This window comes from Variovorax sp. 54 (assembly GCF_002754375.1).
Classification (GTDB): Bacteria; Pseudomonadota; Gammaproteobacteria; order Burkholderiales; family Burkholderiaceae_C; genus Variovorax.
Window position 1 is genome coordinate 5,428,696 of the sequence record NZ_PEFF01000001.1, and the last position, 22,573, is coordinate 5,451,268.

Genomic DNA, 22,573 nt, shown 5'->3' on the forward strand with positions numbered 1-22,573 from the left:
GTTCACCGAGTAGAGACATCCATGAAGAAAAAATCATTGGTCACGCTGCTGATCTCGTGCGGCGTGCTCGCATCGCCGTTGCTGATCACCGCCTGCGGCGGCTCCAGCAGCGGTGGCGGCACACCTGTGCTGCCCGTGGCGCCAGCGCCCGCGCCGCCGCCGTCGGCCGACGCACCGCCACCCGCATCGCCACCCGCAGCCGTCGCACCTGCGTCCGATCTGTCGGACTGCTGCACCGCCGGCGACAAGGACTTCCCGAAGGTCGGCGGCAACCTGGGCAACCAGAACTATTCGAGCCTGCGCAAGATCAACAAGGGCCTCGTCACGCAACTCGGTGGCGCCTGGGTCAACCAGATCGAAGGCGGCATGACCACCGGCAACAACCAGAGCACCACCGTCGTCGTCGACGGCGTGCTCTACATCGAGTCGGCGCCCGGCAACGTGGTCGCGGTGGACGGCAAGACCGGCGTGACGAAGTGGAAGTGGACCACGCCCTACGGCGGCATCACCCGCCGCGGCGTGGCCGTCGCGAAAGACCTGGGCCTGGTGTTCACCGTCGCCACCGGCAACCGCCTCGTCGCGCTACGCACCGACACCGGCGCCGTCGAGTGGATCAAGCAGTACCCGACCAGCAGCACCGACCCCGACTACAAGGGCGCGCTGCAGAAGGTCGCGTTGGTCTATCACGACAAGCGCCTCTACCTGGGCACCAACGACGGCAACCGCGGCGCCGCGTTCTCGGCCGACGCGCTCACCGGCAAGGTGCTGACCACGTTCTGGGGCGTGCCCCGCGCGGGCGAGCTGGGCTACGACACCTGGGGCGGCGCGCCCGACGCGGCACGCACCGGTGCCACGCCGTGGATCCATCCCGCGGTCGATCCCGAGCTGGGCCTGGTGTACTGGACCTTCGGCAACGTGCGCGGCGGTTCGTCGCAAGACGGTTCCTCGCGCCCGGGCCAGAACCTGTTCGCCAATTCCATCGTCGCGCTCGACCTCAAGAGCGGCGAGTACAAGTGGCACTTCCAGTCGGTGCACCACGACATCTGGGACATGGACAACGTGATGTCGCCCGTGCTCGCCGACGTGAAGATCGACGGCAAGGACCGCAAGGTCGTCATCTACGGCAGCAAGACGGGCATGTACTACATCCTCGATCGCAAGGACGGCACTGCGCCGCTGGGCATCGACGAAGTGCCCGTGAAGCAGGATGCCCGCCAGGCCAGCTGGCCCACGCAGCCGCTGCCGCGCCAGGGCGCCTGGACCGAGACCTGCATCGTCGACCAGCCGCTGGGCACGGCCATTCCGGGCGACCCGAACCGCGCGGTGCCCAACTACACCAAGGGCTGCCTGTACGACGCGCACTGGGACGTGCCGATCCTGTCCATTCCGGGCCACGGCGGCGGTGCCAACTGGAACCACCAGTCGTTCAGCCAGCGCACGGGCCTGGTCTACACGGGCATGGGCTACGTGTCGGCGGCACACTCGCTCAGCGAGTCGAGCAACGGCCTGCGCCCGCCGGGCACCTACATGACCGGCGCGGTCGTGGCGGTCGATCCGAGCACCAACCTTGTCAAGTGGAAGAAGCCGCTGCCGTACTCGGTGGCGCACGGCAACGGCATCCTGAGCACGGCCTCCGACCTGTTGTTCATCGGGCAGCCCGACGGCAACCTGCTGGCGCTCGATGCGCAGGACGGCACCGAGCTGTGGCGCTTCCAGACCGGCGCGGCGATCAGCGCGAGCCCGGTCTCCTACGAGATCGACGGCGAGCAGTACATCGCGGTGTTCTCGGGCGGCACCAGCATTCCGTACGGCGACTCGGCACCGCGCGGCGACCGGCTGTGGGCCTTCAAGGTCGGCGGCGCGGTGACCGCGGCTGCCACGCCGACACCGCCCGTGGTGCGGCGGCCCGTGTCGGGCGCGGCGGTGGAGGGCGCGGCACTGCCGACGCCGAACACCGTGTTCCTGGCGCGCGTGCAAACGCCGACGAACGAGCCCGGCGCGACCGAGTCGACGGCCGTGAATGCGATGACGCCGACCTTCATGCGCGTGCCGGTGAACACCGTCGTGACCTTCACGAACCCGGCCACCAATGCCAACACGCATTGCGCCACGCAGTTCTTCGAAGGCCGCTTCAATCTGAGGCTGACCCCGGGCCAGTCGCAGACCCACACCTTTGACACGCCGGGCGAATACTTTTACAACGACTGCCATAGCCCGCGTCCGACGGGAAAGATCGTCGTTTATTGATATGTCCCTCAACCCCAACCCTGAAGGAGCAATGCGATGAAGTGGTGCAAGCCTGAGTTTGAAGAAATGCGTTTCGGTTTCGAAATCACGATGTACATTTCCGCGCGCTGAGCGCGGCCCCCACACGGCACCGGCCTCGCGCCGGTGCCGTTTTTTTGTTGGGCCCCCATGAAGATTCTGGTGCTGGGTTCGGGAGCGGGCGGTGGCTTCCCTCAATGGAATTGCAATTGCCGTCTGTGCGCCGGCCAGCGAAGCGGGCAGGTGCGGGCCACGCCCCGCACGCAGAGTTCGATCGCGGTGTCGGCCGACGGCGAACGCTGGATCTTGCTGAACGCTTCCCCCGACCTCGGCGCGCAACTGCGCGCCTCGCCGGCCCTGTGGCCGCGTCACGGACTGCGCCATTCGCCGATCGAGGCAGTGGTGCTGATGGACTCTCAAATCGACCACGTCGCAGGCCTGCTGAGCCTGCGTGAAGGGCAGCGGTTGCAGCTGTACTGCACGCCCGAGGCGCATGACGACCTCAGCGGCAGCCTGCCGCTGCTGCGCACGCTCGAGAGCTACTGCGGCGTGACCTGGCACCCGTTGTCGCTCGAGCGTGGCGGTGGTGCCTGGCATGACATCGCCGGCCTGCGGCTGCAGGCACTGCCGGTGCCCGGCAAGGCACCACCGTATTCGCCGCGCCGCCAGACCGAGGCGCGCAGCGAGAACGCCGCGGTGCTCATCGAAGACCCCGCCACCGGCAAGCGCGTGCTCTATGCGCCGGGCCTGGCACAGGTCGGCGAGGCCGAGCGCCGCAGCCTCGATGCCTGCGACTGCGTGCTCGTCGACGGCACCTTCTGGACCGAAGACGAGATGGTCGCGGCCGGCCTCGGCAAGAAGCACGCGGCCGACATGGGCCACCTGCCGCAATGCGACGGGCCGCATGGCCCCGGCATGCTGCAGGCGCTCGACGCTTGCGCTGCACAACGCAAGGTGCTCATCCACATCAACAACAGCAACCCCATCCTGGACGAAGACGGGCCGGAGCGCGCACAGCTCGTGCGCCGCGGCATCGAGGTCGCATTCGACGGCATGGCCCTGGAGATCTGAAAACGTGACAGCAGACAAACAAGACCCGTGGTCCCCGGAAGAGTTCGAAGCGAGGCTGCGCGCCATGGAGTCGCGCTACCACAGCCACCACCCGTTCAACCGGCGGCTCAATGCGGGCGAGCTGCAGCCCTTCCAGGTGCGCGGCTGGGTGGCAAACCGCTTCTACTACCAGTGCCGCATTCCGGTGAAGGACGCCGCCGTGCTGTCGAACTGCGACGACCGCGCGACGCGCCGGCGCTGGGTGGTGCGCATGCTCGACCACGACGGGCATGGCGACCATGAAGGCGCCAACGCGGGCGGCATCGAGATATGGACCCGGCTCGGCATTGCCACCGGCCTGGCGCGCGAGGTGCTCGAGTCGCATGCGCTCGTGGTGCCCGGCGTGCGCTTCGCGGTCGATGCGTATGTCAACTTCGCGCGCACGGCGCCGTGGCAGGAGGCGGTGATTTCGTCGCTCACCGAGATGTTCGCGCCGCGCATCCACAAGGACCGGCTTGCGGGATGGCCCACGCACTACCCGTGGATCGACACCTCGAGCCTGGACTACTTTCGCAGCCGTATTCCGCTGGCCGACCGGGACGTCGAGCACGGCCTCGAAGTGGCGATGCAGTGGTGCACCACGCGCGAGCGGCAGCAGCGTGCGCTGCACATCCTGGGCTTCAAGCTCGACATCCTCTGGGCCCTGCTCGACGCGATCGAGAAGGCTTATCCCGACGACCTTCCGAAAGAACAGCAGCCATGACCGCATGGACCGACGATGCCCAGCCGGCGCTCACCTCGATGTACCGCATGCAGTGGGAAGAGGCGCAGCAGTGCCACGTGCTGCTGTTCCCCGAGGGCATGATCAAGCTCAACGGGCCGGCGGCCGAGATCCTTCAGCGCTGCGACGGCAAGACCTCGGTGGCCGCGCTCGTGGCCGACCTGGAGCACACCTTCGGCGAGAGCGACCTGCACGCCGACGTGCTCGAATTTCTGGAGCAGGCCCATGGACGCCACTGGGTCCGCTGAGCCGCAAACCGGCGCCACGGCCAAGCCGCCGCTGTGGCTGCTGGCCGAGCTGACCTACCGCTGCCCGCTGCACTGCGCCTTCTGCTCCAACCCGGTCGACTACACGCGCTACCGCGAAGAGCTGGACACGGCCGAATGGATTCGCGTGTTCCGCGAAGCACGCGCGATGGGCGCGGTGCAGCTGGGCTTCTCGGGCGGCGAACCGCTGCTGCGCGACGACCTGCCCGAACTGGTCGCGGCGGCGCACGAGCTCGGCTTCTATACCAACCTGATCACCTCGGGCGTGGGCCTCACGCCGCAGCGTGCCGAGACGTTGAAGCGCGCGGGGCTGGACCACATCCAGCTGTCGTTCCAGGACTCGAGCCGCGAGCTCAACGACTTCCTCAGCTCCACGAAGACCTTCGACCTCAAGCAGCGCGTGGCCCGCACCATCAAGGACCTCGGCTACCCGATGGTGCTGAACTGCGTGATGCACCGCTACAACCTGCCGCACGTGGGCCGCATCATCGAGATGGCCGAGGCGATGGAGGCCGACTTTCTCGAACTCGCCAACGTGCAGTACTACGGCTGGGCCTGGCGCAACCGCGAGATGCTGATGCCCTCGCGCGACATGCTGGCCACGGCCGAGGCGGTGGTGGAAACCCATCGCCCGCGCCTGGACGGCCGCATGAAGATCCTCTGGGTGGTGCCCGACTACGCCGAGGGCAAGCCCAAGCCCTGCATGGCGGGGTGGGGCAGCGTGTTCCTCGTGGTCGCGCCCGACGGCGTGGCGCTGCCGTGCCACAGCGCGCGCATGCTGCCCGGGCTCGACTTTCCCAATGTGCGCGAGCACAGCGTCCGCAGCATCTGGCAGGAGAGCCCGGCCTTCGGCGCCTACCGTGGCACGGGCTGGATGAGCAGCACCTGCCAGAGCTGCGACGAGAAGGAGAAGGACCACGGCGGCTGCCGCTGCCAGGCCTTCCTGCTGGCGGGCGATGCGGCGGCCACGGACCCGGTGTGCCCGAAGAGCCCGCGGCATGACGAGGTCGAGGCGATGGTCAAGGCGGCGGGTGATCCGCGCGACCTCGGCACGCCGATCCGTTTCGTGCCGGGCGCGCGGCGTGCAGGCGACCTCGTCTTTCGCACCGACGCGAATGCATTGGGTTGAGAAGGTGCCCCGATGACGATCACCCATCGCCTGCCTCTGGACGGCGGGCATGTGATGCACGTCGAGGAGCACGGCAACCCGGCGGGCCTGCCCGTGGTGGTGCTGCATGGCGGACCGGGCTCGGGCTGCTCGCCGCTGTTGCGTCGGGACTTCGATCCGGCGCACTACCGCATCGTCTGCCCCGACCAGCGCGGTTCGGGCCTCAGCACACCCACAGGATCGATCGAACACAACACGCTCGCCGATCTGCTGGCCGACTTGCGTTGCCTGCGCGCGCACCTGCGCATCGACCGATGGCTGGTGGTGGGCGGCTCGTGGGGCGCCACGCTGGCGCTGATGCATGCGCTCGATGCACCCGAGGCCGTCGCGGGCCTGCTGCTGCGCAACGTGTTCCTCGCGCGCCAAAGCGATATCGATGCGCTCTTCGCCGGAGCCCTGCGGCACGACAGTCCCGCATGGCAAGAACTGTGGGACGAGGCCGAGCGCAGGCAATGCCCGGTGACGGTGCCGATCGCCGAGGTCTTCGCGCACGGCACCTGGGCGCGGCAGTGCGAGCTGACACGCTGCTGGTTCGATTGGGAACAGCGCCTCGCCACCGGCGGCGCTGCGCCGCCGATCGACGAAGCGATGCTGCCGCGGCTCGTGGCGCGGTACCGCGTGCAGAGCCACTACCTGCGGCATGGCTGTTGGCTCGGCGCACCCACGCTGCTGCAGCGCTGCGCCGCAATGCCTGTTGTGCCCACGCTGATCGTGCATGGCACGCAGGACGCGCTGTGTCCGCCCGAGGGCGCCCAGGCACTGGCGCAGGTGCTGGGCGCGCCGCTGCAGTGGGCGCAGGGCGCGGGCCACGACCCGACGCATCCGGCCATCGCCGCGGCCATGCAGCAGGCGCTGCGCGACTACGCGGCCACGCAGGCCTTCGGCGTCAGCGCAGCCGCGCCTTGAGCGGATCGCCGATCAGTGTCACCTTGCCGTCCTTGCGATAGGACCACAGCCGGTCGTTGCCATGGCCGTCGTCGGCCACGAAGAGCACCGCATCGCCGAGCGCACGAAAGCCCAGCGGCATGGCGTGGCGTTCGTCCGCGGCAAGGTCGGCCACGGCGCGCGTGCCGGCCGGTGTGCCGTCGCTGGTCCAGGGCTCGACACCCCGGCCACCGCCGCCGTTCGCCGCGAACCACAGGCGCGAACCGATGACGGCGAAGCGCGCCGGCGAGCCGTTCTCTGCGCCCGGTGCGATGTCCTTCACGCGCACCGTGCCCGCTGCTGTGCCGTCGCTGCGCCACAGCTCCGCGCCCGACACGCCGTCGGTCGCGGCGAAGTAGAGCTTGCCGCTCATCACGGCGATCGCGCTCGACACGGAGCCGCTCGGTCCCGGCCGGATGTCCTTCACCAGCGCCGTGCCCTTCGCGGTGCCGTCGGTCTTCCACAGCTCGATGCCGTGCACGCCGTCGTCGGCCGAGAAGTACAGCGTGCGGCCCAGCACCGCCAGGTGCGCCGGCCGTGAGGGCGCGGCGCCGGGGCGCAGGTCTTTCACCAGCTGCGTGCCGTGTTCGGTGCCGTCGCTCTTCCACAGCTCGGCGCCGTGCTCGCCGTCGTGCGCGGTGAAGTAGACGTCGTTGCCCACGGCCGTGAGGTTCTGGATGCCCGCGTCCTCGAGGCCCGGGCGGATGTCCTTCACCAGGCGCGTGTGCTCGGGCGTGCCGTCGGTCACCCAGAGCTCGTGGCCCTGCGTGCGCGTGGTCGCGGTGAAAAACAGGCGCGGGCCGGCGACGGTGAGCTGGCGGGTGAGGGCGCGCGGCCCGGCGTCGACGGCGGACACGCGCGTGGTGCCCTTCGCATCGCCCGTGGTCTTCCACACCTGGAAGCCGGTCTGGCCGTCGTCGGCCACGAAGTAGAGCGCGTCGCGGAACACCGTCAGCTCGTTGGGCATCGACCCTTCCTCGCCGGGGCGCAGGTCGATCACCTGCGCCGTGCCGGCGGCGGTGCCGTCGGTGCGCCACAGTTCCAGCCCGCTCGCGCCGTCGGTGGCCGTGGTGTAGACGTGGCCCTTGAACGCAACCTGACCGGCAGGGAACGACCCCCGAAAGCCGGGCCTTATGTCTTTCAACAAGGTCGTGCCGGCGTTGCTGCCGTCGGTGACCCACAGCTCCTGGCCGGTCGCGACATGGAAGGCGCTGAACACCATCTTGCCGCTGCCCAGCGGCGCGAGGCCGGAGGGCGCGATGAAGGCCAGCCGCTGGCGCTGCTCGGGCAGCACCTCGCGCTCGGGGTCTTGCGCAAGGTCTTGTGCAGCGGCAGGCAGGGCCGCGAGCAGGGCGAGCACGGCGAGGCAAAGGGTGCGCACCGGCTCAGCCCCCGAACCACCGCGCCGGCACGATCACCAGCTGCGGAAACGCCACCATCACGAACAGGATCGCGAACTCGGCCAGCATGAACGGCACCACGCCGCGCGTGACGTCGTCCATCGAGATCTTGCCGACGCCGGCCACCACGTTGAGCACCGTGCCCACCGGCGGCGTGACGAGGCCGATCGAGTTGTTGATGATGAACAGCACGCCGAAGTACACGGGGTCGATGCCGGCCGCCTTCACCACCGGCATGAGCACCGGCGTGAGGATAAGGATGGTCGGCGTCATGTCCATCGCCGTGCCCACCACCATCACGAGCACCATGATCGCGATCATGAGCAGCATCTGGTTGCCCATGAACGGCTCCAGCATGCCCACGATCTTCGAGGGCAGGTCGGCCACCGTGATGAGCCAGGCGCTCACCATGGCCGCGGCGATCAGGAACATCACGATGGCGCTGGTCTTGGCCGCATTCACGAAGATGGCGTACAGGTCGCGCCAGGTGATCTCGCGGTACACCACCGTCGACACGAAGAGCGCGTACACGGCGGCCACCACCGCGGCCTCGGTGGGCGTGAACACGCCCATGCGCAGGCCCACGAGAATGATCACCGGCAGCATCAGCGCCCACAGCGCGTTGCGGAAGGCGGCGGCAATTTCGGCCGACGACTTGCGCGGCGGCGGCACGATTTTTTCGCGCCGCACCAGCCAGGCCCAGGTGATCCACAGCGCGCCGCCGATCAGCAGGCCCGGCACGATGGCCGCGAGAAACAGCTTGGAGATCGACACGTTGGCCGCCACGCCGAAGATCACCAAGCCGATGCTCGGCGGGATCACGGGGCCGATCACGCCGGTGGCCGCAATGAGGCCGGCCGCGCGCGGCTTGTCGTGGCCCGCGCGCACCATCATCGGCAGCAGCAGCGCGGTGAGCGCGGCGGCGTCGGCCACGGCCGAACCCGAGAGCGCCGACAGCAGGCAGCCCGCCATGATGGTCACGTAGCCCAGGCCGCCCTTCACATGGCCGACGAGCGCGAGCGCGAAGTCGACGATGCGCTTGGACAGCCCGCCCACGTTCATGATCTCGCCCGCGAGCATGAAGAAGGGCACGGCCAGCAGCGGAAAGCTGTCGGCGCCGCCGATCACGTTCTGCGTGAGGATCTGCGCGTCGAACAGGTCGAGGTGCCACATCAGTGCGACACCGCTGGCCAGCAGCGAGAAGGCGATGGGAATGCCCATCGCCATGGCAAGCAACAGCGAGCCGACGAAAACAACGATGGTCATGGCCGTGCCCCCGGTTCCTTGGCGTCCTGCGAACCCAGGATCTGCTGCAGCTGCACCGCTTCTTCCGACTCCTGCACCATCACCAGCTCATGGTCGGCGATGCGGCCCGTGAGCAGGCGCAGCAGGTCGAGCGCCAGGATGAGTCCGGCCAGCACCGAGAACACGATGCCCGAGGCGTAGACGATGGCCATCGACGCGCCGGTGACGGGCGCCGTCACGTCCCAGTTGATGCGCGCCTGCGCGATGCTGCCCTGCAGCAGCAGCCAGACGATGTAGAGCATGACCACATGGCCGACGGCCAGGCAGATCTTCTTGCCGATGGGGGGCAGCTTCTGCACCACCATGTCGACACCCAGGTGGCCGTGCTCCTTCAGCGCCACCACGGCGCCCAGGAAGGTCATCCAGATGAAGAGCCAGCGCGAGATTTCCTCGGACACCGTGATGCCCGAGTTGAAACCGTAGCGCAGCACCACGTTGCCGAACACGAGCACGACCATGACCGCGAGCGCGGTCGCGATCAGCGCCTCGATGCCGGTGCAGCACCGGTCGAGCCAGCGGGTCATGCCGCGGCCTGTGCTTGCGCCTGCGCCTGGCGCTGCATGTCGACCAGCGCGCGCAACGCGGCCAGGTACGACAGCGGGCCCAGGCCCTGGACCGTGCCCTTCACCGCCGGCGAGATGATCGAATGCGCGCGCCATGCCTCGCGCGCGGCGATGTTGGACATGTGGACCTCGATGGTCGGGAACGGCATGGCCTTGATCGCGTCGTGCAGCGGCACGCCGTGCTGCGTGAGGCCGGCGGGGTTCACCAGTGCGCCTTGCGCATCGTCGATATGGGTGTGCAGGAAGTCGATCAGGTCGCCTTCGTGGTTCGACTGGATGGTTTCGAGCGTCACGCCGAGTTCGACGGCGAGCGCCTGCAGCTGCGCGTTGATTTCGGCGAGCGTGGTCTTGCCGTAGATGTGGGGTTCGCGGCGACCGAACAGGTTGAGGTTGGGGCCGTGGAGAACGAGGATCTTCATGGGGAGCTTCGGTGAGGGACTGACTGGCTTGCTGACTTGTTTACTTGCGGATGCGTGCGAGCTCGTCGTTGTAGAGCTTGACGATGGCGGGGTCGTACTGGGCGGCGAACTTGTCGATGACGGGCTTGGCGATCTCGCGCATGCGCTTCTGCTCGGGCGCACTGAGTTCGTTGAACTGCGCGCCCTTGGCCTGCAGGTCGCCCACGGCCTTCTGTGCGGCGGCGCGGCTCACCTGCCGCTGGTAACCGCGTGCCTCGTTGGCCGCGTCGTTCATCATCTTCTGCTCGGCCGGCGTGAGCGAGTCCCAGAACTTCTTGCTCACCAGCACGATGTTGGCTGCGTACACGTGGTTTGTGGCGCTGACGAACTTCTGCACTTCGTAGAACTTGTTCGACAGGATCACCGCATACGGGTTCTCCTGGCCATCGACCGCCTTGGCTTCGAGGGCACCGTACAGCTCGGCGAAAGGCATCGGCACCGGGTTGGCCTTGAAGGCCTTGAAGGTCTCCAGGAACACGGGGTTGGGGATCACGCGGATCTTCAAGCCTTCGAGGTCTTCAGGCTTGGTGATCGGGCGCTTGCTGTTGGTGACGTTGCGAAAGCCCAGATCCCAGTAGCCCAAGGCGACGAGGCCCTTCTCCGGGAGCTTGGCGATCAGCGCCTGGCCGAGTGGTCCATCGAGCAGTGCATCGGCCTGCGCGAAGTTGTTCACCGAGAAGGGAAAGTCGACCAGGCCGAACTCCTTGACGATGCCGGCGAGCGATGTGGTGGCCGGTGCCGACATCTGCTGCACGCCGCCCTGCAGGGCCGACTGCTGCTGCATCTCGTTGCCCAGCTGCGAAGCAGGGAACTCCTGCACCTTCATCTTGCCGCCGCTCTTGGCCGAGAGCAGCTCGGCAAAGCGCTTGACGCCGAAGCTCACGGGATGGTCGGCGTTGTTCAGGTGGCCGAAGCGGATCACGCGCTCCTGCTGCGCCCACGACGGGGCGGTGAGACCGGCGCACAGGCCGGCCACGGCAAGCATACGAAGAAGTTTCACGAAGGGTCCTCAGGCGGGAAGGAAGAAAAAGGGGAAGAAGGAGGGAACAGAGGGGAAGAAAAAATGCAGGACGGAGGCGATCGTATTTTTGTTGGAAAGAATTTCCATAATGGAAATCCCTTCCCCGAGTTCTGATACGCTGGCGACCCACGAGCGGCGGGCCTCATCGCCCGCGTTGACGAGACGACACCCGGAGGACGAAATGAGCGGAATACTGGAACGCAGCTTCAAGGTGCTGGAACATCTGGCGGAGCATCCCGAGGGGTGCGCGCTGTCGGCGTTGGCCAGCGAATTGCAGATTCCATTGAGTGCATCGCACCGATTGCTTGCGGAGCTCATCCGCTGCGGCTACGTGCGGCAAGAGGCGCGCGACGGCCACTACGTGCTGACCATCAAGCTGGTGTCGATCAGCCTGTCGTTCCTCAGCCGCTCGGGCATCGTCGACATCGCGCAGCCGTTGCTCGACCAGCTGGCCTCGACCTCGGGCGAGCTCGTGCGCCTGGCGGTGGTCGACGGTGAAGACCTGACCTTCGTCGCCAAGGCGCAGGGCGCCACGCACGGCCTGCGCTACGACCCCGACATGGGCTTGTCGGTGGCGCTCTCGTGCAGCGCGGCCGGGCACGCGTGGCTGTCCACCATGGGCGAAGACGACGCGATGGCGCTCGTCGCCAAGAAGGGGCTGGGCAAGCCCGAGGACTTCGGCCCCAAGGCACCGACCTCGCTCAAGGCCGTGATGGCTTTCGTGAAGGCGGCGCGCCAGCGCGGCTTCAGCATGATCAACGAGGTGTTCGCTCCCGCGATGACCGCCATGGCCGCGCCCGTGTTCGGCGCCGACGGCACGGCAATCGGGGTCGTCACCATCGCGGGCCCGTCGGTGCGGCTCACGCCGCAACGCATGGAAGCGCTCGGGCCGGCGCTGTGCCAGGCCGCCGAAGAGGTGGCGCGCGCCAGCGGGGCCTCGGCGTTGTTCAAGAAGAGGGCGTAGGCCCTGCCGGTTTCACCACCCCCAAAAAGAGAAGGAGACATCGCCATGAAGACGAAGCATTCGAAGCGCACCCTGTTGATGGCCGCCGTGGCGGCGGCCGTTGCGTTCGCCGCCCCCGGCGCGTTCGCGCAGCTCAAGGAGCGCACCATCAAGTTCGCGTTCCAGAACCAGGCCGGCCATCCGCAGGCGCAGGGCGCGCAGAAGTTCGCCGACCTCGTGGCCGCGAAGTCGGGCGGCAAGATCACCGTGAAGCTGTTCCCCGGCGGCACGCTCGGCGGCGACCTGCAGACCGTGTCGGCGCTGCAGGGCGGCACGGTGGAGATGACCGTGCTCAACGCCGGCATCCTGTCGGCGCAGGTGAAGGAGTTCGCGGCCTACGACTTCCCGTTCCTCTTCAACAGCGGCAAGGAAGCCGACGTGGTCACCGACGGGCCCTTCGGCCAGAAGATGATGGCCAAGCTGGAAGACAAGGCGCTGCACGGCCTGGGCTACTGGGACCTGGGCTTTCGCAACCTGACGAACAGCAAGCGCCCGATCGTCAAGGCCGACGACATCGCGGGCCTGAAGATCCGCGTGATCCAGTCGCCGATCTACATCGACATGTTCAGCGCGCTGGGCGCCAACGCCACGCCGCTGCCGTTCCCCGAGCTGTACCCGGCGCTCGACCAGAAGGCGGTCGACGGCCAGGAGAACCCGAACACGACCATCCTGTCGTCCAAGTTTGCGGAAGTGCAGAAGTACATCACCCAGACCCGCCACATCTACAACCCGCAGGCGCTGCTGATCAGCCGCAAGACCTGGGACGGCATGAGCGCCGACGAAAAGAAGATCGTCAACGAGGCCGCCGCCGAAGCGACCGTGTTCCAGCGCCAGGCCTCGCGCGGCGCCGCCGACAGCGCACTCGACGCGCTCAAGAAGGCCGGCATGACCGTCTCCGAGCTGCCGCCCGAAGAGATGGCGAAGCTGCGCGCCAAGGTGAAGCCGGTGATCGACAAGTACACGGCCTCGGTCGGCGAGGCCACCGTCAAGGAGCTGATGGCGGAGATCGAGAAGGCGCGCAAGTAGGCGCCGGGCGCGCAACGATTTTTCGTTGCGCGCGATGCCTTTGAACCGCGTCAGTACAGAACGACGCCGCGGATCGACTCGCCGCGCTTCATGAGGTCGAAGCCCTTGTTGATGTCTTCCAGCGGCATGGTGTGCGTGATCAGGTCGTCGATGTTGATCTTGCCTTCCATGTACCAGTCGACGATCTTCGGCACGTCGGTGCGACCGCGCGCGCCGCCGAAGGCCGAGCCTTCCCACTTGCGGCCCGTGACCAGCTGGAACGGGCGCGTGTTGATTTCGGCGCCGGCCTCGGCCACGCCGATGATGATGCTGCGGCCCCAGCCCTTGTGCGTGCATTCCAACGCCTGGCGCATCACCTGCGTGTTGCCGATGCACTCGAAGCTGTAGTCGGCGCCGCCGTCGGTCAGCTGCACGATCGCGTCGACGACGTTCTCGGTGGTCTTGGGGTTGATGAAGTGCGTCATGCCGAATTGGCGGGCCATGGCTTCGCGCTCGGGGTTCAGGTCGACGCCAATGATCTTGTCGGCGCCCACCATCTTGGCGCCCTGGATCACGTTCAGGCCGATGCCGCCCAGGCCGAACACCACGACGTTCGCGCCGGCTTCGACCTTGGCCGTGAAGAGCACCGCACCGATGCCGGTGGTGACGCCGCAGCCGATGTAGCAGACCTTGTCGAAGGGCGCGTCTTCGCGGATCTTGGCCAGCGAGATTTCGGGCGCGACCGTGTAGTTGCTGAAGGTGCTGGTGCCCATGTAGTGAAAGATGGGCTTGCCGTCGAGGCTGAAGCGCGAGGTGGCGTCGGGCATGAGGCCCTTGCCCTGGGTGCCGCGGATCAGCTGGCACAGGTTGGTCTTGCGGCTCAGGCAGAACTTGCACTGGCGGCATTCGGGCGTGTACAGCGGAATGACGTGGTCGCCCTTTTTCAGCGTGGTGACGCCGGGGCCGACGTCGACCACGATGCCCGCGCCTTCATGGCCCAGGATGGCGGGGAAGATGCCTTCGGGGTCGGCGCCCGAGAGCGTGTAGTAGTCGGTGTGGCAGATGCCGGTGGCCTTGATCTCGACCAGCACTTCACCGAACTTCGGGCCCTGGAGGTCCACGGTTTCGATGGTGAGGGGTTGGCCTGCTTGCCAGGCGACGGCGGCTTTGGTTTTCATGGATGTCGGAGAAGTGGGTGTTTCGAACGGGGGATGGTCAAGCTGCGCATGGCTCGGCGGTTGCTGCCGTGGCCTGCCGGTCGCGTCGATCGCGTTGGTCGCGCAGTTGCGCTTCCGTATCGCGAATCCAGTGGGCCAGGGCAACGCTGTGCTCGAACAATGAATAGCGTGCGCCATCGCCATAGTCGGGCAGATCGATGATCTCGGTCGTGACGTAGCGAAGCCGGCTGTCGGGGTTGTCGAGGTGCGCCGCCAGAACCTTGCGCACCACTTCCTTCGTGGGTTCGAGCTTGTAGGCGAACCATTCAGAGTGCCACTCACCGGGACGGGGGCGCATGAACGGGTATTGGCAAGCTCGCCCCATGCGCCCGTCGGGATGGGACGCCCAGAGGTTCCGCGGCCCGCCAGGCGCGACCGGGCGCACCGCGTGCCACAGCGTCATGTTTTCGGCGATCCAGAGGTCGACGATGTTGTCCGGCTCGAACGGATCGAGGATCAGCCGACCGGACTCGACATCGGCGCGAAGGTCGCACACGTCCTGTTCCTGCGGGCTCTCGAGCTTGATGAGCACATGGCTGTGGTCGAGCAGGAAGTTGAAGGGCATGCCCGCCTCGCGCACCTTCCGGGCCACGGCCAACACGCGCCGCACATCCTCCGACCACATGTAGATGTGGACCTCGAAGGTAATGTCGATTCCCGTGCGCTGGCCCGCTTCGTAGGCCAACCGGTAGAACGCGACGACTTCATCGTCGCTCAGCGGATGGCCGTCCGCATGCTGGTTGAACAGCATGATGTTGTGGCATTCGCCGCCGGAGTTTCTTGTCAGCTGAATGTTCTTGAGCAGCAGTGCTTCGTCGCGTCCGGCGGTGTAGGTCCACAGGCCGGTGAGCATGGGCAGGTCGTGCTTTTCCGAGGCGCGCAGGTACTCGGCTTCCTGGCCCGGCTGTGGCAGGCGGTCGAAAAAGTCGAACACCCCCGAATGCTTGACCATGCGGAACTGTTCGTCGATCGACGGCGGCGAGCCGGGCGCGTGCTGAGCGCCGCGGCCGTTGCATCCCAATAGCAGTCGTTTCATATTTTTTCTCCTAGGCGCGCTGCAGCACGATGGGTTCGCCGGGCAGCGTGGCGGTCTCCTCTCGGGCAAGGCGTTCGAGCGCGCGGCGCACGCGCACCGAGGCGTTGTCGATGGCCAGGCGCAGCGAGCCGCTCTGCAGGTCGCCGCTGTTGCGCTGGATGGCGCCGAGCAGCACGCGGTCCTCGTCGAAGGTGTCGATGTAGGCGCGCCGCAGATTGGCGGACACCTCTTCGTCGCCGCGGGCAAAGGTGCGCAACACGAACCAGAAGTAGTGCGTGGCGTCGGCCGACTCCGGGGTGAGCATGGCGTACGACAGCGTCCGGTACTGGCGATCGCGCGAGGCATCGTCGCGCGCGCTGCCGGCGTCCACCGCGCCCATGTCGACCAGCGAAATGTTGGGCAGGAAGAGCGAATAGAACTGCCAGCGGTCGACCAGGCCTGCAAAGTCGCCGTACTGCTGCATCACCGCCACCGGTTGCGAGTTCTCGATCCAGCGGCCGACGACGACGGTGTCGCCGTCCTGCTCGACAGCGAGGGGAACGTCGGCGGCGTCCACGCCGCCGATCGTCTTCTTATGGACGAAGCTCGTGTGTGCCGGATCGACCAGGTTGTCCAGAATGTTCTCGATGCTGGCCGGAAAGCGCGTGTACGGGCCCTCGATGCAGTCCCAGCCCACAGCGCCATGGTTCCTGCATTCGAACAGGCTGTCCGCGTCGGCTTTCGCGGCGTCGCCCGGCCAGAACCACACCAGCCCGTAGCGTTCGACACACGGGTAGGAGCGCACCTTGGCGGTGGGCGGAATGTTGGCCTGGCTCGGAATGCGCACGCACGTTCCCGCGCAGTCGAACTCGAGGCCGTGGTAGGGGCAGGCCAGGACGTCACCCTTCAGCTCCCCGAGCGACAAGGGGGCGCCCTTGTGCGGACAGCGGTCGAGCAGCATGGCCGGTGTGCCGTCTTCCGTGCGGAACAATACGGCGCTCTCGCCGAAGAAGCTCCTGGCAAGCAGGGTCCGGCCCACTTCATTGCTCCAGGCGGCGGCATACCAGCGATTCTTGATCCATTGCATCTGTGGTTTCTCCTGTGGTGTCAGTGGTCAGATGTCCAGCACGAGCCGCGCGCTCCGGGCGCGCGAAACGCAGATGCACATCGTCTTGTTGCCGGCCTTCTGTTCCGGCGTCAGCGCGTAGTCCAGGTGCTCGGGCACGCCGTCGAGCACCGGCACGGCGCACGCCCCGCATTCGCCGCGACGGCAATCGAAGAGCGGGTCCAGGCCTGCGGCAATGAGGGTGTCGAGAATGCTGGTGGACTGCCCCACCTGCAGCCTGCGGTGCGACCGGGCCAGCTCGACTTCGAAGGGCGCATCGTCCGCCTTTACCGCCGGCGCGCTGAACAGTTCGAAGTGCAGCTGGCTGCGTGGCCAGCCGAGCGCCTCGCCCGTTGCCAGGACCGCATCGATCATGGGTTGCGGGCCGCAGACGTAGACATGCACACCGGGATGGGGCTGGGCAAGGAGGGTGCCCAGCGGCATGCCTTGCGACGGGTCGCCACCGTCGAAGTACAGGTGGGCCCGGTCGTCGTACGCCGTGTGCAGCCATTGCGCATAGGCCATGTTTTCAGGCGTGCGGGCGACGTAGTGCAATTCGAACGACTGGCCTGCGTCAGCGAGCACTTGCGCCATCGCGATGATCGGCGTGATGCCGATGCCGCCGGCCAGCAGCAGGTGCTGCGTGGCATCTGCTGCCAGCGCGAAATCGTTCTTCGGTGCGCAGGCGCGAAGCACCGTGCCGACGCGGACTTCCTCGCACATGTAGGCAGAACCGCCCGCGCTGGCCTGGGCGCGCTGCACGGCAATCCGGTAGAAGCCGGTCTGCTCGGTGGCGTTGATCAACGAGTAGCAGCGTTCGATGGCGCCTTGCGGACCAGGCAGAGTGAAACGCAGGTGTGCGCCGGCGTCGAAGCGCGGTAGCGGCGCGCCGTCACGGCTGCGCAATTCCAGCTCGCGGATGTGCGGGGTCAGCGTGCGCGCCGCCGTCACCTGCAGCATCAATGCATCGTTGTCCATCGTGTCTCCTGTGCAGCTCGTGGGTCGAGCGTTGTTGCAGGCAACTCTAGCCAGCGAGCAGGACAGAAGCACCGGGGAACCTTCGATTCCGGGAACCGAGAAATCCGATAGTGCCGTGGCCGTGGCCGTGGCCTTGGCGCTGTCGATTCCGGGAATCGCAAAATCCGATAGTTCCCGGAAAATGGCAAGGGAACGGGTGCGACCGCGGACAGGAAATGCCGCGGAAACCCGCATGGATGCTAGTTTCCACACGGATTCGATGGTGTCGCAGGAGCAGCTCGAGGACGTGAATGCGGCGGGAAAATAGGGCCCGCCCATGGATTGCAAACTGCGTTTCGAGGAACGACGATGGCGGCGCCGAAGCGACACCGTCGCGACGGCCGACCGGGGACGCAGACTTTCCCGCCCAGCACAAGAACCTACGAGACGCCGATCATGAATCACCCGACCCGCAATGCCGTGCATCCTGTCGACGCATGGCTTCCTCCCGGCAAGAACCTGCTGCTCGCCTTGCAGCATCTGCTGGTGATGTACGCCGCCGCGGTATCCATCCCCATCGTGGTGGGCAACGCCATCGGGCTCGCGCACGATCAGATCGTGATGCTGATCAGTGCGGACCTGTTCGCCTGCGGCATTGCCACGCTGATCCAGACGGTCGGGTTCTGGAAGTTCGGCGTGCGCCTGCCGCTGATCCAGGGCTGCAGCTTCGTGGCCGTGACGCCCATGATCCTCATCGGCCAGGCGCACGGCATGCCGGCCGTCTATGGCGCGACGATTGCCGCCGGCATTTTCTGCATGCTCATTGCGCCGCTGTTCGGGAAGATCAAGCGCTTTTTCCCGCCCGTGGTGATGGGCACGACCATCTTGCTGATCGGCTTGTCGCTGATGCCGGTCGGCGTGCGCTGGGCCGCGGGCGGGGTGCCCAAGGCGGCCGACTACGGCTCGGTGGAGAACCTCACGCTGGCGGCGATCTCGCTGGGATCGGTGTTGCTGATCTACGGCTTCGGCCGGGGCCTGCTTCGCAACACCGCAGTCCTGGTGGGGCTGCTGGTGGGCACCGCCGTCGCCGCGCTGATGGGCCGCACCGATTTCTCCAAGGTGGCAACCGAGGGCTGGTTCGGCGTCGTCACGCCGTTCGCCTTCGGCATGCCTGTCTTCGATCCGCTGTCGATCCTGCTGATGTGCGTCGCGATGATGGTGATCATCACCGAGGTGACGGCGGACTTCTTTGCCGTCGGGGAAATGGTCGGCAAGGAAATCGGCGACCAGGAGATTGCCAATGGCCTGCGCGCCGACGGCCTGTCCACCGTGCTCGGCGGCGTTCTCAACACCTTCCCGTACTGCGCCTACAACGCCAACGTCGGGCTCGTTGCGATGTCCGGAGTGCGCAGTCGATGGGTGGTCGCGACGACGGGTGTCCTGCTACTGGTGCTGGGCATGTTCCCGAAGCTGGCCGCCGTGTTCGCCTCGATGCCGCTGGCCGTGCTCGGCGGTGCGGCCATCGTGATGTTCGCGATGATCGCCACCACCGGCATCCGGATTCTCGGCAAGGTGGACCTCAAGAACGGCAACAACGCGCTGGTGATCGCTGCCAGCCTTGGTGTCGGCATGATCACGGTGGCGGTGCCGGGCTTCTACGAGAAGCTCGACGGCACGATCAAGCTCTTCCTGCACAGCGGAATCACGACGGGCTGCGTCACCGCCATCGTGCTCAACGCGCTGTTCAATGGCAAGGCAAGAGGAGCCGACACAGCGGCGCAGCCTGCGCCCGTGGTGTAGTCTTGGCGCCCGTTGGAGGCGTGGCCATGAAAGTTCTGAGCGACCAGTTGGATGGGTTTCTTCTGCGCCTTCTGGTCGCGGTGGTCGAGGAAAAGAGCGTGTCGCGCGCCGCCCACCGGCTCAATCTGCCGCAGTCGACGGTCAGCGCCGGGTTGACGCGGCTGCGTGCCATATTCAACGACCCCTTGCTTGTGCGTGGCCGCAATTCCATGGTGCCCACCGACCGCATGGTGACGCTCTATGACCGGCTGCGCGGCCTGTCCGAAGAGATGGAGGCGCTCTGCGCCACGCGGTCCGAAACCGAACCCACTGAAATCACGCGCGAGTTCCACATCGGGGCCATGGACTATGTGAGTTCCCGCTTCATCCCCGACATCATCGCGCGCCTCCTTCGGGAAATGCCGCACGCGTCGATCCATATCCACCCGCTCCCGCTCGATGTCGACTATCAGGAAGACCTGGAGAACGGCGTGCTCGACCTGGTGATCGGCAACTCCGCCATGCCTGCGGAGAATCTTCACCTGTACCCGCTTTTCGAGGACGAAATCGTCTGCCTCGTGCGCCAGGGCCATCCCTTACTGCGCACCGGTGTCACGCAGGCGGCCTACCTGGAAGCGGACCATCTCGGCCTGATTCCGGTCAACGCGAACCAGCTGGGCGTGATCGACGCCTACCTGGCCCAGGTCGGGCTGCGCCGCCGGGTGAAGGTGGTGCTGCCTTACTTCAACAATGTGCCCAACCTGCTGGCGCAATCCGACCTGGTCTTCACCACCTGTCGGCGCTTTGCGCAAGCACACGCCGAGGGCTCACCGCTTCAGATCGTGGCTGCGCCGATCGACTTTCCGGCGATGCGTTTTCACCTCCTGTGGCACGAGCGGACGCATCGGTCCGTCGCATGCCGCCAGATGCGCGAGCTGGTCGCCGGGGCCATCGGTCGATCGACCGCGTCGCCCCCCGCCGGCGACGGCCCGTCTTCGGCTTCGACGCCTTGAATCCAGCGTTTCCTGGCCCGCTGCGACCGCGTGCCGCCCGACCCCCGCAATGTTTCAAGTTGGGGCGTCACCACACCAGGCACCCCAAACGACGCACCTTCTGAGGGCTTTTCGCCTCAATCTGGTTCTCCAATCCGGCAAAATGCAGGATTCGCATAAGGTTATGCACCGTTTTGGAAAACAGAGGATTGGAATGAAGCACGCATCCGCCGGGGGGTTCCTCGCACACGTCGCACAACGCAACCCCGGACAGCCCGAGTACCTGCAGGCCGTGACCGAGGTCATGGAAAGCCTCTGGCCGTACATCGAAAAGCACCCCAAGTACACGAGCCACAGCCTGCTGGAGCGGCTGGTCGAGCCCGAGCGTGTGATCATGTTCCGCATCTCCTGGGTGGACGACCACGGCGAGGTGCAGGTCAACCGCGGTTTCCGCATCCAGCACAGCCTGGCCATCGGCCCCTACAAGGGCGGCATGCGCTTCCACCCCTCGGTGAACCTGTCGATCCTGAAGTTCCTGGCCTTCGAGCAGACCTTCAAGAACGCGCTGACCACGCTGCCCATGGGCGGCGGCAAGGGCGGCGCCGACTTCGACCCCAAGGGCAAGAGCCAGGGCGAGGTGATGCGCTTCTGCCAGGCACTCGTGACCGAGCTGTTCCGCCACGTGGGCTCCGACACCGACGTGCCGGCCGGCGACGTGGGCGTGGGCGGGCGCGAGGTCGGCTTCATGGCCGGCATGGTCAAGAAGCTCACCAACCGCGCCGACTGCGTGTTCACCGGCAAGGGCCTGAGCTTCGGCGGTTCGCTGATCCGCCCTGAAGCCACCGGCTACGGCAACGTCTACTTCGCGCAGGAAATGCTCAAGCGCAAGGGCCGCAGCTTCGACGGCCTGCGCGTGAGCGTCTCGGGCGCGGGCAACGTGGCGCAGTACACCATCGAGAAGGCCATGGCGCTGGGCGCCAAGGTGGTCACCGTGTCCGACTCGAGCGGCACCGTGGTCGACGAGGAGGGCTTCACGCCCGAAAAACTCGCCGTGCTGATGGACGTGAAGAACCACCTCTACGGCCGCGTGAGCGACTACGCCGAGCGCACCGGCACCCGCTTTGTGGCCGGTGCGACGCCGTGGCACGTGCCGGTCGACGTGGCACTGCCCAGCGCCACGCAGAACGAGCTCAACGAGGAAGACGCGCGCACGCTGGTGAAGAACGGCGTGGTGTGCGTGGCCGAAGGCGCCAACATGCCCTCGACCATCGAGGCCGTGAAGGTGCTCGAAGGCCACGGCGTGCTGTATGCGCCGGGCAAGGCGAGCAACGCGGGTGGCGTGGCCACATCGGGCCTGGAGATGAGCCAGAACGCGGCGCGCCTGGTATGGACGCGCGATGAGGTCGATGCGCGCCTGCTGCAGATCATGCAAGGCATCCACGAGTCGTGCCTGCACTACGGTTCGCGCGCCGACGGCAGCGTGAGCTACGTGGACGGCGCGAACATCGCTGGCTTCGTGCGCGTGGCCGATGCGATGCTGGCGCAGGGCGTGGTCTGACGCCGCACCCCTGAAAGCGACCTCTCTTTGCGCGTGCCGCGTCGCAAGCTGCATCTCGCCTGGGCCCTGCTGGCGGCAGCGTTCGGCTCCGGCGTTCATGCGGCGGGCGGCACGTCTGCGCTGCCCTGGCACACGCGCGGCGAAGTGCTCGAATACCAGGCCTGCGGCTGTGCCGATGCGTGCTGGGTGGCGCAGGTGCGCAGCGTGCGAACGAAGGCGCTGAAGGCCCGGCTGCGTTGCGATTGCGAGCGTCTGTTCTACAGACCCGGTCCGCGGGAACCCGAGCGCGTGGTGTCGCAGCGTTGCGAGCCGAACGACAGCAGCGACAAGCCGCAGGCGATCAGCCAGACGCTGGAGCGCTTGCTCGTCACAGCTCGATGAACGAAGAGGTCGCCTTGTTCAGGGCCAGGCGGCCCTTCGCGGTGATCGATTCCACCTGGGCCAGCTGACGGATCGCGCGTTCGTCGGGCGTGCGCTCCGACGGCGGAATGAACGCAGTCACGAGGTCGGCGGCACGCAGCACGCGCAGCCTGTCGATGTCTGCGGGCGTGTGGAGGACGTATGGCAATTTCTGCTCGGCGATGGTCCGAAGAAATTCCATGGACATGGGTCGTCTCCTTGGGTTGAGGGAGGGCGGTTCGGACATTGTGCGCACAAACAATTAGCGCTGTCTAAACCCTGCGCCGGGCATGCCTTTGGTGCGTGTACCGAAGTGTTCTTTTTGCAAGCGCAAACGACTCC

General features: G+C 66.8%; 23 protein-coding genes. 13 read left to right on the top strand and 10 right to left on the bottom strand.

Annotation, left to right across the window (positions count from 1 at the left end; translation table 11 throughout):
• Positions 1 to 21 precede the first annotated feature (21 nt).
• Genes CLU95_RS24755 through CLU95_RS24785 form a run of 7 tightly spaced genes read left to right on the top strand, consistent with a single transcriptional unit; the run spans position 22 to position 6,436 of the window.
• Entirely contained in the window at positions 22 to 2,247 is a 2,226-nt protein-coding gene (locus CLU95_RS24755; RefSeq protein WP_099796039.1) for an outer membrane protein assembly factor BamB family protein, read from the top strand.
• A 36-nt stretch (positions 2,248 to 2,283) separates the two neighbouring features.
• On the top strand, positions 2,284 to 2,358 hold the full coding sequence (gene pqqA, locus CLU95_RS31380) for a pyrroloquinoline quinone precursor peptide PqqA (protein WP_013539171.1): 75 nt from the start codon (positions 2,284 to 2,286) through the stop codon (positions 2,356 to 2,358).
• A gap of 57 nt (positions 2,359 to 2,415) precedes the next feature.
• On the top strand, positions 2,416 to 3,336 hold the full coding sequence (gene pqqB, locus CLU95_RS24765; RefSeq protein ID WP_099796040.1) for a pyrroloquinoline quinone biosynthesis protein PqqB: 921 nt from the start codon (positions 2,416 to 2,418) through the stop codon (positions 3,334 to 3,336).
• A 4-nt stretch (positions 3,337 to 3,340) separates the two neighbouring features.
• Positions 3,341 to 4,078 (top strand): pyrroloquinoline-quinone synthase PqqC, encoded by a 738-nt coding sequence (gene pqqC / locus CLU95_RS24770; protein ID WP_099796041.1) that lies wholly within the window; start codon positions 3,341 to 3,343, stop codon positions 4,076 to 4,078.
• Positions 4,075 to 4,344: a pyrroloquinoline quinone biosynthesis peptide chaperone PqqD gene (gene pqqD, locus CLU95_RS24775; protein ID WP_099796042.1), complete on the top strand. Its 270-nt coding sequence runs from the start codon at positions 4,075 to 4,077 to the stop codon at positions 4,342 to 4,344. Before pqqC ends, pqqD begins: the two co-directional genes overlap by 4 nt.
• Complete coding sequence (gene pqqE / locus CLU95_RS24780; protein ID WP_099796043.1) at positions 4,322 to 5,491, top strand: pyrroloquinoline quinone biosynthesis protein PqqE; 1,170 nt, start codon at positions 4,322 to 4,324, stop codon at positions 5,489 to 5,491. The genes pqqD and pqqE overlap by 23 nt, the downstream gene beginning before the upstream one ends.
• A gap of 12 nt (positions 5,492 to 5,503) precedes the next feature.
• Positions 5,504 to 6,436: an alpha/beta fold hydrolase gene (locus CLU95_RS24785; RefSeq protein ID WP_099796044.1), complete on the top strand. Its 933-nt coding sequence runs from the start codon at positions 5,504 to 5,506 to the stop codon at positions 6,434 to 6,436.
• Here the strand turns inward: CLU95_RS24785 and CLU95_RS24790 are convergent.
• The 5 genes from CLU95_RS24790 to CLU95_RS24810 are packed head-to-tail and all read right to left on the bottom strand — an operon-like array spanning position 6,417 to position 11,165.
• Positions 6,417 to 7,814 (bottom strand): ELWxxDGT repeat protein, encoded by a 1,398-nt coding sequence (locus CLU95_RS24790; protein ID WP_257214722.1) that lies wholly within the window; start codon positions 7,812 to 7,814, stop codon positions 6,417 to 6,419. The two genes, CLU95_RS24785 and CLU95_RS24790, sit on opposite strands and share 20 nt — an antisense overlap.
• Before the next feature lie 25 nt (positions 7,815 to 7,839).
• The gene (locus CLU95_RS24795) at positions 7,840 to 9,120 is read right to left on the bottom strand and encodes a TRAP transporter large permease (RefSeq protein ID WP_099796046.1); all 1,281 of its coding nucleotides are present in this window, start codon (positions 9,118 to 9,120) and stop codon (positions 7,840 to 7,842) included.
• On the bottom strand, positions 9,117 to 9,683 hold the full coding sequence (locus CLU95_RS24800; RefSeq protein ID WP_099796047.1) for a TRAP transporter small permease: 567 nt from the start codon (positions 9,681 to 9,683) through the stop codon (positions 9,117 to 9,119). Before CLU95_RS24800 ends, CLU95_RS24795 begins: the two co-directional genes overlap by 4 nt.
• A complete protein-coding gene (locus tag CLU95_RS24805) occupies positions 9,680 to 10,141 on the bottom strand; it encodes a type II 3-dehydroquinate dehydratase (RefSeq protein WP_099796048.1) in 462 nt (153 codons plus the stop codon). Before CLU95_RS24805 ends, CLU95_RS24800 begins: the two co-directional genes overlap by 4 nt.
• A gap of 40 nt (positions 10,142 to 10,181) precedes the next feature.
• On the bottom strand, positions 10,182 to 11,165 hold the full coding sequence (locus CLU95_RS24810; protein ID WP_099796049.1) for a TRAP transporter substrate-binding protein: 984 nt from the start codon (positions 11,163 to 11,165) through the stop codon (positions 10,182 to 10,184).
• Between the two features lie 217 nt (positions 11,166 to 11,382).
• Between CLU95_RS24810 and CLU95_RS24815 the strand changes: the two genes are divergently transcribed.
• Positions 11,383 to 12,165, top strand: a complete 783-nt coding sequence (locus CLU95_RS24815) for an IclR family transcriptional regulator (RefSeq protein ID WP_099796050.1) — start codon at positions 11,383 to 11,385, stop codon at positions 12,163 to 12,165.
• A 45-nt stretch (positions 12,166 to 12,210) separates the two neighbouring features.
• On the top strand, positions 12,211 to 13,230 hold the full coding sequence (locus CLU95_RS24820; protein ID WP_099796051.1) for a TRAP transporter substrate-binding protein: 1,020 nt from the start codon (positions 12,211 to 12,213) through the stop codon (positions 13,228 to 13,230).
• Positions 13,231 to 13,280: 50 nt separating this feature from the next.
• Here CLU95_RS24820 and CLU95_RS24825 read toward each other — a convergent pair whose 3' ends face one another.
• From CLU95_RS24825 to CLU95_RS24840, 4 genes are read right to left on the bottom strand one after another with little or no spacing between them, the layout of a single operon-like run.
• Entirely contained in the window at positions 13,281 to 14,387 is a 1,107-nt protein-coding gene (locus CLU95_RS24825) for an S-(hydroxymethyl)glutathione dehydrogenase/class III alcohol dehydrogenase (RefSeq protein ID WP_099796052.1), read from the bottom strand.
• Positions 14,388 to 14,424: 37 nt separating this feature from the next.
• Positions 14,425 to 15,462 carry a xylose isomerase gene (locus tag CLU95_RS24830; RefSeq protein ID WP_099796053.1) on the bottom strand — a complete coding sequence of 346 codons (1,038 nt, stop codon included), beginning with the start codon at positions 15,460 to 15,462 and terminating at the stop codon, positions 14,425 to 14,427.
• A gap of 10 nt (positions 15,463 to 15,472) precedes the next feature.
• A complete protein-coding gene (locus CLU95_RS24835) occupies positions 15,473 to 16,528 on the bottom strand; it encodes an aromatic ring-hydroxylating dioxygenase subunit alpha (RefSeq protein WP_099796054.1) in 1,056 nt (351 codons plus the stop codon).
• Positions 16,529 to 16,555: 27 nt separating this feature from the next.
• The gene (locus CLU95_RS24840) at positions 16,556 to 17,524 is read right to left on the bottom strand and encodes a PDR/VanB family oxidoreductase (RefSeq protein WP_099796055.1); all 969 of its coding nucleotides are present in this window, start codon (positions 17,522 to 17,524) and stop codon (positions 16,556 to 16,558) included.
• A gap of 435 nt (positions 17,525 to 17,959) precedes the next feature.
• Here CLU95_RS24840 and CLU95_RS24845 point away from each other — a divergent pair, with 435 nt between their 5' ends.
• From CLU95_RS24845 to CLU95_RS24860, 4 genes are all read left to right on the top strand, one after another.
• The gene (locus tag CLU95_RS24845) at positions 17,960 to 19,303 is read left to right on the top strand and encodes a nucleobase:cation symporter-2 family protein (protein ID WP_099796056.1); all 1,344 of its coding nucleotides are present in this window, start codon (positions 17,960 to 17,962) and stop codon (positions 19,301 to 19,303) included.
• 26 nt (positions 19,304 to 19,329) lie between these two features.
• Positions 19,330 to 20,295, top strand: a complete 966-nt coding sequence (locus CLU95_RS24850) for a LysR family transcriptional regulator (RefSeq protein WP_099796057.1) — start codon at positions 19,330 to 19,332, stop codon at positions 20,293 to 20,295.
• A gap of 193 nt (positions 20,296 to 20,488) precedes the next feature.
• Entirely contained in the window at positions 20,489 to 21,832 is a 1,344-nt protein-coding gene (gene gdhA, locus CLU95_RS24855) for an NADP-specific glutamate dehydrogenase (protein ID WP_099796058.1), read from the top strand.
• Between the two features lie 33 nt (positions 21,833 to 21,865).
• The gene (locus tag CLU95_RS24860; protein ID WP_257214723.1) at positions 21,866 to 22,213 is read left to right on the top strand and encodes a hypothetical protein; all 348 of its coding nucleotides are present in this window, start codon (positions 21,866 to 21,868) and stop codon (positions 22,211 to 22,213) included.
• On the opposite strand, the gene CLU95_RS24865 is transcribed toward CLU95_RS24860, so the two are convergent.
• Positions 22,200 to 22,439, bottom strand: coding sequence for a hypothetical protein (locus tag CLU95_RS24865; RefSeq protein ID WP_099796060.1), 240 nt, complete (start codon positions 22,437 to 22,439; stop codon positions 22,200 to 22,202). The two genes, CLU95_RS24860 and CLU95_RS24865, sit on opposite strands and share 14 nt — an antisense overlap.
• Positions 22,440 to 22,573: the final 134 nt, after the last annotated feature.